The organism is Kosakonia arachidis (assembly GCF_900116535.1).
Lineage (GTDB): Bacteria > Pseudomonadota > Gammaproteobacteria > Enterobacterales > Enterobacteriaceae > Kosakonia > Kosakonia arachidis.
In genome coordinates this window covers 104,272-118,835 of record NZ_FPAU01000007.1, presented here as the reverse complement: position 1 = coordinate 118,835, position 14,564 = coordinate 104,272, and the positions used below count along the sequence as shown (strand labels likewise).

Genomic DNA, 14,564 nt, shown 5'->3' with positions numbered 1-14,564 from the left:
CCGTCGGTGCATAGTCGGGCGGTTTTGCCCATCAGACCATGCGCCAGCGGGCAGCATAACCGTTAATCAGGATGAGGTAAGTAGAGATTATGGCTATCGAAAATAAAGTTGCTCTGGTCACAGGTGCTGGTCAGGGAATTGGCCGGGGTATTGCTTTGCGTCTGGCAAAGGATGGTGCGTCGCTGATGCTGGTTGATGTTAAACGCGAAGGGCTGGACGCGGTTGCCGCAGAGGTCAAAGCGCTGGGCGGTCAGGTTGCCACATTCGTGGCTAATATCGCCGATCGCGAGCAGGTGTATGAGGCCGTTAACCAGGCTGAAAGACAGCTTGGCGGCTTCGATATTATCGTCAACAACGCCGGTATCGCGCAGGTACAGGCACTGGCCGATGTGACGCCGGAAGAGGTCGATCGCATCATGCGGATCAACGTGCAGGGAACGCTGTGGGGCATTCAGGCAGCGGCGAAAAAATTTATCGACCGTAAACAGAAAGGGAAAATTATCAATGCCTGTTCTATCGCCGGGCATGACGGTTTTGCTCTGCTCGGCATCTACTCCGCAACGAAATTTGCTGTTCGTGCGCTGACGCAAACGGCGGCGAAAGAGTACGCCAGCCGAGGGATTACGGTGAATGCTTATTGCCCGGGGATTGTCGGCACTGGCATGTGGACGGAAATCGATAAACGCTTCTCAGAAATCACCGGCGCCGCGATTGGCGAAACCTGGAACAAATACGTTGGCGGTATTGCGCTTGGCCGTGCCGAAACGCCGGATGATGTCGCAAGCCTGGTCTCTTATCTGGCTGGCCCGGATTCCGATTATGTCACCGGGCAGTCAATTCTGATTGATGGCGGCATTGTTTACCGTTAAGTGAGTTAAGTGAAAGAGCCGGAACGGGCAATACGCCGTTCCGGCTCGTTTCCAGTCGGTTACGTCCGTGGCTTTTAGCCTGGTACAGCGCGCGATCCGTTTTCTCAACGGGATATTGCAATGTATTTTGCGCGGGGCGGGGTGAAAAACATCCACGCCGTAACGTGGATGTTGTCGGCTTACCTTGTGGCAAACTTCATTAATTGGCGTTAGCCAGTGCCATTTCCTGCTGTCCGGCGTGGCGGCCATTTGCAGGCTGCATGGATGCGTCATCGACCAGGAAGCGTGTGACAGACTGCTGCAAATTCACCACCTGCTGTTGCAGAGAGCTGGCCGCAGTCGAGACTTCGGAGACCAGCGAGGCGTTCTGCTGAGTGACGCCGTCCATCTGATGAATGGCGATATTAATCTGCGAAATACCGCGCGTCTGCTCGCCGGAAGCCAGCATCACGTCATCCATGATCTCGACCACTTTTTTCACATCAACCATCACTTCGTTCATCGTCGTGCCTGCTTCTTTTACCAGTCCGGAACCCTGTTCGATGCGGCTAAGTGAATCACTGATCATCGTGCCAATCTCTTTCGCGGCCGTGGCGCTGCGCTGCGCCAGCACACGCACTTCCGATGCTACCACCGCAAAACCGCGCCCGGCCTCCCCGGCGCGGGCCGCTTCGACGGCAGCGTTCAGTGCCAGCAGGTTGGTCTGAAAGGCAATTCCGTCAATCACACCGACAATATCCCCAATTTGTGCGGAGCTTTTTTCGATAGCACTCATGGTCGAAACCACTTCCGAGACCACACTAGCACCACGCGACGCGGAGTCCGATGCTTTTTGCGACAGCTCGTTCGCTTTACGCGTGTTGTCTTCGTTATTTTTTACTGTCGCCATAATTTGTTCCATGCTGGAGGCGGTTTCATCCAGCGAGGCGGCCTGTTGCTCAGTACGGCTGGAGAGGTCGATATTGCCGGAAGCAATCTCTTCCACGCCGGAGCCGATAGCATCCGTACCGTTACGCACCATACGTACCATATTCTCCAGTCCATCACGCATACGCTGCACAGCGGCAAAGAGCTTGGCGATTTCATTTTTCCCGGCAATATCAATGCGCGCACGCAAATCACCCTCGGCAATACGGTCGAACACGGTAATCACGTTATTGAGCGGTTTGACAATCAGGTTGGTCATCACTGACCAGGCCAGGCCCGCCAGTACCAGCGCACAGGCAATCGAGAAGTAGAGAACAAACTCCATGCGTTTAACACGGTTGTTGGAATCATCATAGGCGCGGTCAATGCTTTTAATTTTAAACGCGACCAGCGATTTGGCAGCCTTATCAAATGCTGCATACAGCGCTGTTGATTTCCCTGCGCGCTGGCGGTATTCATCAAGTTTGCCCGCTTTTAGCGCTGCAAAGGCCGGATCGATAAATTCATTCATCAGCGCGGAGCGGGTGGTGGCCATTTCATTGGCAATAACTTGCTCTTCAGCCGATTGCGGATATTTCAGGTACTCCTGCCATTTGCCGCTGGCGCTATCAATTTTGCCGCGCGCACGCTCCAGCGCCACGTTGGCTTTGTCTGTTTCGCCGTTACCGACTAGCGATTCGTACAACCGTAAATCCAGACGTCCACGCAGTAATAGCTCGGAGCTTTCATTTAAGGCAACCAGACCGGGCAAGACTTCAGTATCGACGCGGGCAAAGGATTTGTTCCCGGATTGCACCGCCACCAATCCCAGAATACCCACGAACAGTAATAAGGCCGTCAGTGAAAATATCATTATGCTAAGAGCAGTACGGATCTTTATTCGACGAAACATAGCGTTTTCCCTGTTACCAATTAATGAAAAAAGAAAAGAGGGGTGAAGAAGACGTTGTTATGCGAAAAATCAGGAAGCAACGTGCGTCACTTCCTGAGGTGAGGTCATTATTTTTTATCCTGCGGTGCAGGTGTAGCGGCTAAAAAAGCGCGCAATTTGTCGCGGTAAAATTTTGCCGACATCATGGTGCCGTGGCCGCTGGTTTCCACGCTGGCCGGAATAAGGAAAAGCTCAGCCTGTTTTATTTTGTGGAGCTCACCACTGAGGATCCCGGTTTCTACCGGATTACGTTCATCATCAGCGGAGTTAATGATCAGCATCGGCGCGATAATACGGTTTAATGCCGGCAATGCGTCATAATTTGCCGAGGAGCTCCAGATATAAATAAAGTCGTTAGCATCTGCGGTGACCGGTGCGGCCAGACGTTCATCCACCAGTTTATCGGCAAGGGCGCGGGTTGGTGCTTTATGCTGGTAATTCAGCGTGCCGCCGGTGGTGGCAATACTGAACATAATATTTGCAGTCTTCAGCGCAGGCGGTTGCTGTTGGTAATTACCTTGCGCCCAGGCAGGATCGGCTTTGATCGACTCAATTAACATGCGCCGCATCATCCAGTTACGCCCGGAAAGCTGATTAGGCTGCGAGGCCATTGGCACCAGAGCATCCATCATCGTTGGGTATTTTTCTCCCCATAGCCAGGTCTGCATACCGCCCATCGAATAACCCATCACCAGGCGTAAATGCGAAATACCGAGTCCTTCTTTAATTAAGCGATATTGCGCGGTCACCATATCGTCATAATCATAATGCGGGAAATTCATGCGCAAACCATCTGATGGTTTGGAGGATTTCCCGGAGCCAATACTTTCCGGGATGATGATGAAATATTTACTGCTGTCGAGCGCTGCGCCGGGCGCAAATAACTCACCGGCAAAACCTGGTGCCAGCAACGCTTTAATCGGCTGGTTCGTTCCGTGCAGAAGTAGTACCGCTGGTTTACTGCGATCGCCGAGTGTGTAGTAATGAATACGCAGATCGTTGAGTTTCTCACCGCTATTGAAGGTGAATTCGTTGGCCACCCAATCGCCTTCCTGAGCGGCTGGAACTGAATTTGCGGCTCTGGATAAAGGTGATAGAGCTAACAGAATGGCGAGCATCGTTCCTGATATTATGCGAAAGAACATAAAGTAACTCTTTAGAATATGCGGGTTCCGGGAATTCGATAGTAGATTCAATTCAGATAAATCCCAATGGATATCAAGAACATCAGCGTAAAAAAGTGTTCTGTCCTCCTTTTTTGCATTTGAACGAGACGTTTTTGATACAGTTTCTCTTATGTAAGAAGCATCCGGTTCATATGTCGGCGACGTGTAAGCCCCGCCTTATTCCTGTCCTCGTTTGCGGCGCAACGTCAGCAATGGCGTGACCGAGATGCCGTGGATCAGCACGCTAAAAGTCACTATCGTAACAGCGATATCTGCCAGTTCGCCCGCGTGGACGCTGTCTAAGCCGTGCATATACGCATACGCAATATAATTCAGGCTGCCGATGCCGCGGATCCCCAGCCATCCGAGGCTCAGACGATGAAACAGCGACTCTCCCGAACGCCAGGTCAACAACAGCACCGACAGCGGTCGAATAATGACAAACAGCATGAAAGCCAGTGGCAGCGCGGTCATATTCCAGTGCTGTGCCAGCGTGACGCCCAGAATAATCACCAGTGCCGCCGCAAAGATCCGCTCAACCGTATCGCCAAAGGAGAGTGCATCGCCAATCACCAGCCCTACCGATTTGATGGGATTATGTTCTTCCAGCGCGTGGCGCGCGTGGGGATTCACCTGCATTTCCGCCGGTAAGTCATGCTCAACTTCCTTCTGGTCCGGATGTCTTTTCTGCACACTGACTTCGGCACTGCGTAGCCCAACCCCGGCGGCAAACGCGGCAAGAAAACCGGACGCGTTGACGGCCATGGCAAGAGAGAAACTGAGACAGATCAGTGAAAGCGCGACAAAATCGCTGGGTGCCACTTCGCCCTGAGCATGTCGGGATCGGGTGGCGATAAGCCCAATGCTGCGTCCCAGCAAAAAACCGATAGCCAGCCCGCCTACCAACGCCCATACCAGATCGATGCTTAACCAGCTAAGCCACTCATCGGTGCTGATGCTGCCGCCCGCCCGATGCCAGATGAGCGCCAGCATCAGAAAAGGCAATGCGGTGCCGTCATTAAGCCCGGCTTCACTGGAAAGAGCGATTCGCAGCTGGTCGCCATCCCTGGCATCGTTAATGGAGACCAGGCTTGCCAGCACCGGATCGGTTGGGGCGAGGATCGCGGCAAGCGCCAACGACAGCGGCCAGGAGAGATCGGCCATATAATGGGTGGCCAACATCATTCCCCCGATGGTGAGCAACATGCCAGGCAGAGCCAGTGTGATACCCATCTTCCAGTAAGGCGACGTCAGCGGCAGGCGAATTTTTAACCCGGTAATAAACAGCGAAGCTGCCATAGCGATTTCGGTAACCCGGCTGGTCAACATGGCGTGCGCGGCAATATCAATATTGAGGATATTAAATACCCAAGGGCCGCAGGCAACGCCTACCAGCAGATAAAGGCCAAAAACCGACACCGGTGCACGGTTTATCCAGCCATAAGAGAGTGACATTAATAATAATAAACAGCCAGTTGCTGCCGTCCACGCCAAATATCCCATATCTCTCCACTGTGTCGTTTAGCTATATTAAAGGGTATAGCTGCTGAAGAGACGATATTCCAGAATATTGCAAAGCGAAGCGGTAAATTGGGCATTGTAAGCGTAAAAATATTATTTTCAGCTCCGTTATTTTCATTCATTGCTATTTTTGTTCTACCCTTTACGTTCGTGGTAATTAAACATTGAGAGGTAAGCGAATGGATAGCATAAATAACCCGAAGCACACCACAAATCAGACTAATACCGAAAACTACCCAGTTCCGCCATTCCCACATCAAAAACAGCCCTTCCCTGGCCTTGCCGGGAAAATGGAGCCGCGTCCCGATCACGGTGAAAAAAGTTACCAGGGCAGTGGCCGATTGAATGGCCGTAAAGCGCTGATCACCGGTGGGGATTCTGGTATTGGCCGCGCTGTTGCTATTGCCTTTGCCCGCGAAGGCGCTGATGTGGCCATTAACTATCTGCCAGCGGAAGAGGAGGATGCGCGGGAAGTGATTTCCCTGATCAAAGAAGCCGGGCGCAAGGCGGTGGCGATCCCTGGCGATATCCGCGATGAAACGTTCTGCCAGCAGTTAGTGGAACAGGCCAGTGAAGCGTTAGGCGGGCTGGATCTGCTGGTGAATAACGCCGGGCGTCAGCAGTTCTGTGAATCGATAGAAGATCTGACCACCGAAGCGTTTGATGCCACGTTCAAAACCAACGTCTACGCCATGTTCTGGATCACCAAAGCCGCGCTGAAAAAGATGTCCCGTGGGGCGGCGATTATTAATACTACCTCCGTTCAGGCGTACGAACCGAGCGAAATACTGCTCGATTATGCCCAGACCAAAGCAGCCATTGCGACGTTCACCAAATCCCTTGCCAAACAGCTGGGGCCGAAAGGGATCCGCGTGAACGCTGTTGCACCAGGCCCGTACTGGACGGTGCTGCAATGTTGTGGCGGGCAACCGCAGGAAAAAATTGAGCAGTTTGGCGCTTCAGCGCCGCTCGGCCGTCCAGGCCAGCCGGCAGAGATCGCGCCGCTGTATGTCACCCTGGCTTCGTCTGAAAACAGCTATGCGTCAGGCCAGGTTTGGTGTTCTGACGGTGGTACGGGAACCGTGTAATGCGCAATTCTCTTCTATTAACTATCAACGCCAGGAGAATCGCCTGTGAAAGCATTAACGTATCATGGACCTCACAGCGTCAAAGTCGATAACGTCGACGATCCAGGGTTAATAGCTCCGGACGACATCATTCTGCGCGTGACCGCGACGGCGATTTGTGGCTCTGATTTGCATCTGTATCGCGGCAAAATTCCGGGTACGCATCATGGCGATATCTTCGGCCATGAGTTTATGGGCGAGGTTGTCGAAGCCGGGCCGGAAGTGAAGAACGTCAGCAAAGGCGATCGCGTGGTGATCCCGTTTGTTATCGCCTGTGGTGACTGTTTTTTCTGTCGGTTGCAGCAATATTCGGCCTGTGAAAGCACCAACAGCGGGCAGGGCGCGGCGCTAAATCGCAAGAGCATCACGCCGCCCGCCGCGCTGTTCGGTTACAGCAGCCTGTACGGCGGTGTTCCTGGTGGGCAGGCGGAGTATGTCCGCGTGCCGAAAGCCAACACCGGTCCCTTTAAAGTCCCGGACATTCTGTCGGATGAGAAGGTGCTGTTCCTCTCCGATATTCTGCCGACGGCCTGGCAGGCGGTGATCAATGCTGAAGTGAAACCGGGCTCGCGGGTGGCCATTTACGGTGCCGGACCGGTGGGATTGCTGACGGCGGCCTGTGCGCGTCTTAAAGGCGCGGAGCAGATTTTTATCGTCGATCACAACGATTACCGGCTGGAGTTCGCCCGTCAACGCTATGACGCGATCCCGATTAATTTCGATAAAAACGACGATCCCGCGGCGTGGATTATCGAAAATACGCCAGGCAACCGGGGCGTTGATGCAGTGATAGACGCCGTGGGCTTTGAAGCGAAAGGCAGCATCACGGAAACCGTGCTGAGCACGCTCAAAATTGAAGGCAGCAGCGGGAAAGCGCTGCGGCAATGTATCGCTGCGGTGCGGCGTGGCGGCATCGTTAGTGTACCGGGTGTGTACGCCGGGTTTATCCACGGCTTTATGTTCGGCGATGCTTTCGATAAAGGGCTGACCTTCAAAATGGGGCAAACGCATGTTCATGCCTGGTTGCCGGAATTGCTGGCGCTTATCGAACAGGGACACCTGACGCCGGAGGAGATTATTACCCACCATATGCCGCTGGAAGAGGCGGCTCGTGGGTATGAAATATTCGAAAAACGCCAGCAAGAGTGCCGCAAAGTGATCCTCGTCCCCGGCATGAATGCGGAAAAAGCCACCGTTTGATCCCTCGTCAGGCACAGGCGCTGCGGCGTCTGTGCCGTCACTCTGGAGAGCGATTTGATGACCACACCTTCAGTATCTATTGCCAATGAACTGGGGCGGTTGTTAACGGAAAAGAAGCTGCAACTGGTGACGGCGGAGTCCTGCACTGGCGGGTTGATCGCCTCATCGTTGTGCGCAGCGCAAAACACCCCGTCGTTCTATGGCAGCGGGTTTGTGACCTTTACCGATGAAGCTAAGATGATCATGCTTGGCGTCAGTCGCGAAACACTTATTGCACACACCGCGGTAAGTGAACAAACGGTTATCGAGATGGCGGCAGGCGCTGTGCGCCAGTCGCAGGCGCATATCGGCATTGCGGTCAGCGGCTACGCCGGGCCGGACGGCGGCGAAGATGGCACGCCAGCGGGCACGATCTGGTTTGCGTGGCAGCTTGCCGACAACAGCGTTCATACTCGGGTGAAACAGTTTACCGGTGACAGCGAAGCGAATATTAAAGAGGCGACCAATTATGCCCTCGGGAGATTAATTCGTTTATTAGTCGAGTCTGATTAAATGCTCAATTGCGCATGCTGAAATAAACAAGCGCAACGGGAAATATAATCTGCTTGCTGCCGCCTGGCTGTTTTTGACTTTACCTGGCTATAGTGAAAAATCTGCGTAAATAATGAGGAGGTAACCATGTTACAGGTTGAAAAAGACGATCCCCATGAAGCACCGGAATCCGGCGATAAAAAACCCGTTCCGCCAGAAAAATAATCGTGAACAGGGCCACCCGCGTGGCCTTTTTTAACGACATAAGAAAATACCTAAATATCTCTGGATAAGGCGACAATCGCCTGACAATTTGGCTGCCATGTTGTAGCGGCTATTTTTAAACATCATCGATACGTCATGTAAAAACATTCGTCGCATACCCACGCGGAAAGGTGATGGTATTCCCGTAGAAGGGAATGGGCGTAGAAGATGGGTCTGAGGAAGCAAAATGAGCCTGCAAAAATGTACCGTGATTTACGACGGCCAGGCCCTTGTTGGCCCGGCGGACATCCCCCTGATCGATTTTCTGGATGCCTGTAACAAGACCTTACCCCATGTCTGCTACCACCCGGCGCTGGAGCCGCTGCAAACCTGCGATGTCTGCTGGGTGGAACAGGCGGGGAAACTGGTGCGCGGTTGCACGCTGCGCAGCCATGAAGGCCTGGTGATCAACAGCGCGGACCCGCACGCCAGCGCCGCCCGCGAAGAGGGAATGGATCGCCTGCTGGCAAAACATGAACTCTATTGCACGGTCTGCGAACACAACACCGGCGACTGCACGTTGCACAACACCATGGTAGACATGCATGTGCCGATTCAGCGCTATGCCTGGCAGCGTAAACCTTACGTGAAGGACGAATCCAATCCGTTTTACACCTACGATCCCGATCAGTGCATCCTGTGCGGGCGCTGCGTGGAAGCCTGCCAGAATGTGGAAGTGAACGAAACGTTGAGCATTGATTACACGCAGGAACATCCCCGCGTTTTGTGGGATGGCGGCACGCGGATTGCGGGCTCCAGCTGTGTCAGTTGCGGTCATTGTGTCACGGTTTGCCCCTGTAACGCGCTGCTGGAAAAAACCATGCAACCCGATGCCGGGCCGTTTACCGCCATGCGCCAGTCGCTGAAACGCCCGTTAATCGACGTGGTGAAGGCGCTGGAAAATACCCTCGGCGCGGAGATCGTTTCCGGGGTGTCTGTTATCGATACTCAACTGCGACAGCAGGAGATTAAACGCACTAAAACGGTCTGTACTTACTGTGGCGTGGGATGCAGCTTTGAGATGTGGACCCGCGACCGTCATCTGCTGAAAGTCCAGCCCGTCACCGAGGCGCCCGTCAACGGCATTTCCACCTGCGTGAAGGGAAAGTTCGCCTGGGATTTTATTAACAGCCCGGAGCGTCTGACCACGCCGTTGATCCGCGAAAACGACCGCTTCCGGCCCGCCTCGTGGGAGGAGGCACTGGATCTGGTCGCCAGCCGGCTGCTGGCGATCCGCGATGAAACCGGGCCGGACAGTATCGGTTTTATAGGCTCAAGCAAAGGCAGTAATGAAGAAGCCTATCTGACGCAAAAAATCGCCCGGTTGATCATTGGCACCAACAGCGTCGACAACTCCTCGCGCTACTGCCAGAATCCGGCCACTGAAGGGTTATTTCGCACTGTGGGTTATGGCGGCGATGCGGGCACCATTGCGGATTTGGCGCAGGCGGAGCTGGTGGTGATCGTCGGCAGCAATACGGCAGAAAACCATCCGGTGATTGCCTCACGGCTGAAGGCCGCGAAAAAACAGCGCGGCCAGCAGTGGCTGGTGGTCGATCCGCGTCGCCACGAAATGGCCGAGCGCGCCGATCAGCACTTACGTATTCACCCTGGCACCGACCTGGTCTGGGCTGCGGCGATGTCCCGCTACATGTTTGACCACGGCTACGCCGACGAGGCGTTTCTCACACAGCGCGTTAACAATGTGCAGGAATATCGCCGCTCACTCGACCCCTTTACTCTCGATTATGCCGCGCAAATTACCGGCATTCAGGAAGCGGATCTGCGCGAAGCGGCGGAGCGGATTGGCCGCGCGGGCAGCGTCTGCATTATGTGGGCGATGGGGATCACCCAGCACAGCCACGGCGCAGATACCAGCACGGCGCTCTCCAATCTGCTGCTGGTGACCGGCAACTACGGTCGGCCGGGAACCGGCGGTTATCCGATGCGTGGGCATAACAATGTGCAGGGAGCCAGCGATTTCGGTTGTCTGAAAAATTTTTATCCGGGATATGAATCGGTCAGCGATCCGCAGGTGCGCGAAAAGTGGGCGCGCGCCTGGGGCGTAGATCCACAGCGGCTCTCGCTGGAGGTAGGCGAAGACAATTTTATGATGGTCAAACTCGCCAGCAGCCGTCAGCTTCGCGCGATGTATGTCATTGGCGAAGAGACGGCTTTTTCCGATGCCGATACCACGAATGTGCATCAGGGGTTTAGCGAGCTGGATTTTCTGGTGGTGCAGGATCTGTTTCTCAGCCGTACTGCGCAGTTCGCTGACGTGGTGCTCCCGGGTTGCCCAAGCGTGGAAAAAGAAGGCTCGTTTGTCAACACTGAGCGGCGCATTCAGCGTTTCTACCCGGTAATGCCGCCCCTCGGCGACAGCCGTCCGGACTGGCTGATCCTGACCCAGCTTGCCGCGCGAATGGGCTTCGACTGGGGATATACCCATCCGGGGCAAATCATGGCCGAGGTGGCAGGCATCGCCGACAGTTTTGCGGGCGTCAGTTATGAGCGGCTGGCGGGCTGGAAATCGCAACTCTGGCCAGTGAAAGCGGATGGTAGCAGCACGGCGTTGCTTTATACCGAGCAGTTCAAAAGCGCGGATGGCCGCGCCACGCTCTACCCGGTGAGCTGGCAGCCTCCGGCGGAAGAAACCGATGCCAACTACGATCTGCTGCTAAATAATGGCCGCATGCTGGAGCATTTTCAGTCCACCAATCAGAGCGGCAGAGGCGGGCGCACTACCAGCTTATCCCCCGAATGGTATGTCGAAATCAGCCCTGAACTGGCTGCGGGCCGTAACCTGAACACCGGTGACTGGGTCAAGCTGAGTTCCCGCCGTGGCGCACTGGAGATCCCGGTGGTAGTCACCGATCGGGTGCAGGGCAAGGTGCTGTTTATCTCGATTCACCAGGGTAAAGAGGGCATCAATAAGTTGACTGGCGAGCATCACGATCCGACAGTGAACACGCCAGCCTATAAAGAGATCGCTATCCGCCTCGACGCGCTCGACCGAACGCCCCATCCCAATCCTTTACCGGAACATAACTTCCGCCACGGAAAGCGTACTCCTGGCACCGGGGTGTCGGTGGAAGCGAAATGGCGTCGCGACGATTACCGCGAGCCGCCGGAACATGAACCTCATCCGGAGAAATTTTAATGGCAAAATCGATTGAGTATCAGCCGGAACCGGCGAAAATCGGGCCGGACGCCCATGAAGAACTGGATCGCCTGCTGGAAACTCTGCATCAGCACGGCGTGCTGCGGCTACTGAACGATCTGGTCGCGGCGAACAACGAAGTGGCGCAGATCCTCGTCAATGGCTTACAGCGCCAGGGAACGCTGAATGTCATCCAGAATATCTCACTGATGCTGATGGCGCTCTCTTCACTGCCGCCGGATCGTGTCTATAAACTGGCCTTTGGCCTGCGTGATTTGGCAGAGGCAATAAGCCAGCCAAAAGCGGATGACGAGGAAAAAGCGCCCGGTGTACATGGGGCGTGGAAGATGCTGCAGGATGACGAGCTCTGGCGTGCATTGCGGCCGCTGATCCAGGGGCTGGCGGCATTTTCCCGGCGTATGGAGGAGCCAGTAGACAAGCCGATCTCCGCCTTTACCGGTAAGCCCAGCGATGCCTGACATCAGTCCAGAAACGGCCCTGCTGCTGGCGCGTACGCAATTCGCTTTCACCATCGGCTTCCATATCGTGCTGGCGGCGTTCACTATTGGCCTCGCGCAGTTTCTGATGCTGCTGGAAGGAATGTGGCTTTGGCGCAGGCAGCAGGTCTGGCTCAGTCTGTGGCGCTACTGGAGCAAGATCTTCGCCCTCAATGTTGCCGTCGGCGTGGTGACCGGCGTGGTGATGGAGTTTGCTTTAGGTACCAACTGGAGCGGGCTGGCGAGCCGGACGGGGGCCGTGCTCGGACCGATGCTTTATATGGAAGTGCTGGTGGCGTTCTTTCTGGAAGCCGGTTTTATGGGCGTGATGTTGTTCGGTATGGGCAAGGTGCGTCCGTGGGTCCATTTCATGGCGACCTGCATTGTGGCTCTGGGATCGTTTTTCAGCGCCTTCTGGATCCTCGCAGCGAACTCGTGGATGCAAACGCCGGACGGTTTTGCCATCGGCGCGGATGGCCGTTTTCGTCCCATTGACTGGTGGGCGGTCATTTTTAACCCCTCATTTCCATGGCGGATGGCGCATATGGTGGTGGCGGCGCTGCTCGGCACCGCCTGTCTGGTCGCGGCCAGTGGCGCATGGCATTTGTTGCGCGATGCGCGTCATCCGGCGGCGCGCAAAATGTTCTCTCTCGGCATGTGGATGCTGGTGGTGATGGCGCCGCTGCAAATCGTGCTTGGCGATCTGCATGGCGAAAACACCCGCGATCACCAGCCGATAAAACTGGCGGCGATGGAAGGGAGCTGGAACCCGCCGCCGCCGGGAGAAGGTGAGCCGATGCGACTGTTTGCGCTGCCGGATATGGCCGAACAGCGTAACCATTATGAAGTCTCGATCCCCGATATCGGTTCGCTCTATCTGCGCCATAACCTGAGTGGCACTATTCATAGCCTCAATCAATATCCCGCTGACGAGCGACCATGGGTGCCGCTGGTGTTCTGGTCTTTTCGCCTGATGGTCGGCCTTGGTCTGTTCATGGCCACCGCGGGTATTGCCGGGCTGGTGGTGCGTCTGCGCGGACGTCTGTGGCACACGCGTTGGCTACATAAGCTGATGGTGCTGATGGCGCCCGCCGGGTTTATCGCGATGTTGGCGGGTTGGGTAGTGACGGAAGCCGGACGCCAGCCGTGGACTGTGTATGGTCTGCTGCGCACCGACGAAAGCGCATCGCCGATAGCCCCGGGTTTACTGCTTGGTTCGCTGGTGGCTACTGTCATTGTTTATCTGTTGCTGTTCGGTCTTGGGCTAGGGTTTCTGCTGCGTTTGCTCGCATATCCACCGCAGCCGGACGAAACGAGCGCGATGCCGGAAGTGGCGCAACGCACGGGCAGAGGAGAAGAGCATAGCCACGAAGAGGGGACGATGAATGAATGATATGTTGGGGTTACCCTGGCTGCAAACGCTGTCGGCCGCGGCGCTGGCACTGAGTGTGTGGATTTACGTGCTGCTCGATGGTACCGATCTCGGCACCGGTATGCTGTGTGGGTTGCAGCGCGATACCGCCTCCCGCAAAACGATTAATCTCTCATTGCTGCCGGTGTGGGACGGTAACGAAACCTGGCTGGTACTCGCGGCTGGTGGATTGCTCGGGTTGTTCCCGCTGGCGTACGCCATTATCCTCAGCGCGTTGTATGTCCCGGTTTTCGTCATGCTGCTTGCGCTGGTCGTGCGTGGGATGGCGATCGAGTATCGTCACCACGCCCCGCACCTGTTCGATGCAATGCTGGTGGGCGGCTCGTTACTGGCGAGCCTCGCACAGGGCACCATTGTCGGCTGCCTGATTGAAGGCATTCCGAATGACGGGCAGCAGTTTAACGGCACCGGCGGCGAGTGGTTCAGCCCGTTTCCTTTATACTGTGCGCTGGCGCTGGTGGTCGGTTACTGCCTGATGGGCGCCGGTTGGCTGAACTGGCGCTGCACCGGTGCATTGCAGCAGTGGGCCACACGCGCGATCCCGCTGCTTGCCGCGCTCGCTGCGTTAGTGGTGGCAGGGTTACTCTTCTGGACGGGGCAATTACAGGAAACCTGGCGCCGCCATCTGCTGAACCCATGGCTGTGGCTACCGTTGCTCAGCGTGGTGGTTATCGCTGCCGTCGGGTTAGGGTTCAGCCTTGTGCGGCGCTACGCATTTATGCCGCTGGCGTTGATTCTCATTCTGGTGAGCTGCGCGTTAGGCGCACTGGTGTTTACGCTGTTTCCATTTATCGTTCCGGTTAACGTGATGATTCACCAGGCGGCCGCACCACCAGAAACGCAAAAATTTCTACTGATCAGTTTTGCGATACTGGCACCTATCACGCTGTTTTATAACAGCTGGGGATTTCGCGTTTTCAGCGGGAAGATTGAGTAAAC

Annotated in this window: 11 protein-coding genes; 8 read left to right on the top strand and 3 right to left on the bottom strand. The window is 55.4% G+C overall.

The window, feature by feature from the left end:
• The first annotated feature begins 89 nt into the window (after nucleotides 1-89).
• Complete coding sequence (locus BM427_RS21040; protein ID WP_090125367.1) at nucleotides 90-869, top strand: acetoin reductase; 780 nt, start codon at nucleotides 90-92, stop codon at nucleotides 867-869.
• A gap of 199 nt (nucleotides 870-1,068) precedes the next feature.
• Here the strand turns inward: BM427_RS21040 and BM427_RS21035 are convergent, their stop codons facing one another.
• The 3 genes from BM427_RS21035 to BM427_RS21025 all read right to left on the bottom strand — a co-directional run bounded on the left by BM427_RS21035 (nucleotide 1,069) and on the right by BM427_RS21025 (nucleotide 5,396).
• Entirely contained in the window at nucleotides 1,069-2,688 is a 1,620-nt protein-coding gene (locus tag BM427_RS21035) for a methyl-accepting chemotaxis protein (RefSeq protein ID WP_090125365.1), read from the bottom strand.
• Nucleotides 2,689-2,795: 107 nt separating this feature from the next.
• Nucleotides 2,796-3,872 (bottom strand): alpha/beta fold hydrolase, encoded by a 1,077-nt coding sequence (locus BM427_RS21030; protein WP_090125363.1) that lies wholly within the window; start codon nucleotides 3,870-3,872, stop codon nucleotides 2,796-2,798.
• Nucleotides 3,873-4,070: 198 nt separating this feature from the next.
• Nucleotides 4,071-5,396, bottom strand: a complete 1,326-nt coding sequence (locus BM427_RS21025) for a cation:proton antiporter (protein WP_090125360.1) — start codon at nucleotides 5,394-5,396, stop codon at nucleotides 4,071-4,073.
• 197 nt (nucleotides 5,397-5,593) lie between these two features.
• Between BM427_RS21025 and BM427_RS21020 the strand changes: the two genes are divergently transcribed.
• From BM427_RS21020 to BM427_RS20990, 7 genes are all read left to right on the top strand, one after another.
• Complete coding sequence (locus BM427_RS21020; protein ID WP_090125357.1) at nucleotides 5,594-6,502, top strand: SDR family oxidoreductase; 909 nt, start codon at nucleotides 5,594-5,596, stop codon at nucleotides 6,500-6,502.
• Between the two features lie 45 nt (nucleotides 6,503-6,547).
• On the top strand, nucleotides 6,548-7,741 hold the full coding sequence (locus BM427_RS21015) for a zinc-dependent alcohol dehydrogenase (RefSeq protein WP_090125354.1): 1,194 nt from the start codon (nucleotides 6,548-6,550) through the stop codon (nucleotides 7,739-7,741).
• 57 nt (nucleotides 7,742-7,798) lie between these two features.
• Nucleotides 7,799-8,293, top strand: coding sequence for a 2-oxo-tetronate isomerase (locus tag BM427_RS21010; RefSeq protein WP_090125352.1), 495 nt, complete (start codon nucleotides 7,799-7,801; stop codon nucleotides 8,291-8,293).
• Nucleotides 8,294-8,723: 430 nt separating this feature from the next.
• Nucleotides 8,724-11,696 carry a formate dehydrogenase subunit alpha gene (gene fdhF / locus BM427_RS21005; protein ID WP_090125349.1) on the top strand — a complete coding sequence of 991 codons (2,973 nt, stop codon included), beginning with the start codon at nucleotides 8,724-8,726 and terminating at the stop codon, nucleotides 11,694-11,696.
• Complete coding sequence (locus tag BM427_RS21000) at nucleotides 11,696-12,175, top strand: helical membrane plugin domain-containing protein (RefSeq protein WP_090125344.1); 480 nt, start codon at nucleotides 11,696-11,698, stop codon at nucleotides 12,173-12,175. The genes fdhF and BM427_RS21000 overlap by 1 nt, the downstream gene beginning before the upstream one ends.
• Nucleotides 12,168-13,586 carry a cytochrome ubiquinol oxidase subunit I gene (locus tag BM427_RS20995; RefSeq protein WP_090125341.1) on the top strand — a complete coding sequence of 473 codons (1,419 nt, stop codon included), beginning with the start codon at nucleotides 12,168-12,170 and terminating at the stop codon, nucleotides 13,584-13,586. The genes BM427_RS21000 and BM427_RS20995 overlap by 8 nt, the downstream gene beginning before the upstream one ends.
• Entirely contained in the window at nucleotides 13,579-14,562 is a 984-nt protein-coding gene (locus tag BM427_RS20990; protein WP_090125338.1) for a cytochrome d ubiquinol oxidase subunit II, read from the top strand. Before BM427_RS20995 ends, BM427_RS20990 begins: the two co-directional genes overlap by 8 nt.
• Nucleotides 14,563-14,564 lie beyond the last annotated feature (2 nt).

Excerpts from the sequence above, each read along its gene's own strand:
- BM427_RS21040 (WP_090125367.1), top strand. The coding sequence starts at position 90 with ATGGCTATCGAAAATAAAGTTGCTCTGGTCACAGGTGCTGGTCAGGGA.
- BM427_RS21035 (WP_090125365.1), bottom strand. The coding sequence starts at position 2,688 with ATGTTTCGTCGAATAAAGATCCGTACTGCTCTTAGCATAATGATATTT.
- BM427_RS21030 (WP_090125363.1), bottom strand. The coding sequence starts at position 3,872 with ATGTTCTTTCGCATAATATCAGGAACGATGCTCGCCATTCTGTTAGCT.
- BM427_RS21025 (WP_090125360.1), bottom strand. The coding sequence starts at position 5,396 with ATGGGATATTTGGCGTGGACGGCAGCAACTGGCTGTTTATTATTATTA.
- BM427_RS21020 (WP_090125357.1), top strand. The coding sequence starts at position 5,594 with ATGGATAGCATAAATAACCCGAAGCACACCACAAATCAGACTAATACC.
- BM427_RS21010 (WP_090125352.1), top strand. The coding sequence starts at position 7,799 with ATGACCACACCTTCAGTATCTATTGCCAATGAACTGGGGCGGTTGTTA.
- fdhF (WP_090125349.1), top strand. The coding sequence starts at position 8,724 with ATGAGCCTGCAAAAATGTACCGTGATTTACGACGGCCAGGCCCTTGTT.
- BM427_RS21000 (WP_090125344.1), top strand. The coding sequence starts at position 11,696 with ATGGCAAAATCGATTGAGTATCAGCCGGAACCGGCGAAAATCGGGCCG.
- BM427_RS20995 (WP_090125341.1), top strand. The coding sequence starts at position 12,168 with ATGCCTGACATCAGTCCAGAAACGGCCCTGCTGCTGGCGCGTACGCAA.
- BM427_RS20990 (WP_090125338.1), top strand. The coding sequence starts at position 13,579 with ATGAATGATATGTTGGGGTTACCCTGGCTGCAAACGCTGTCGGCCGCG.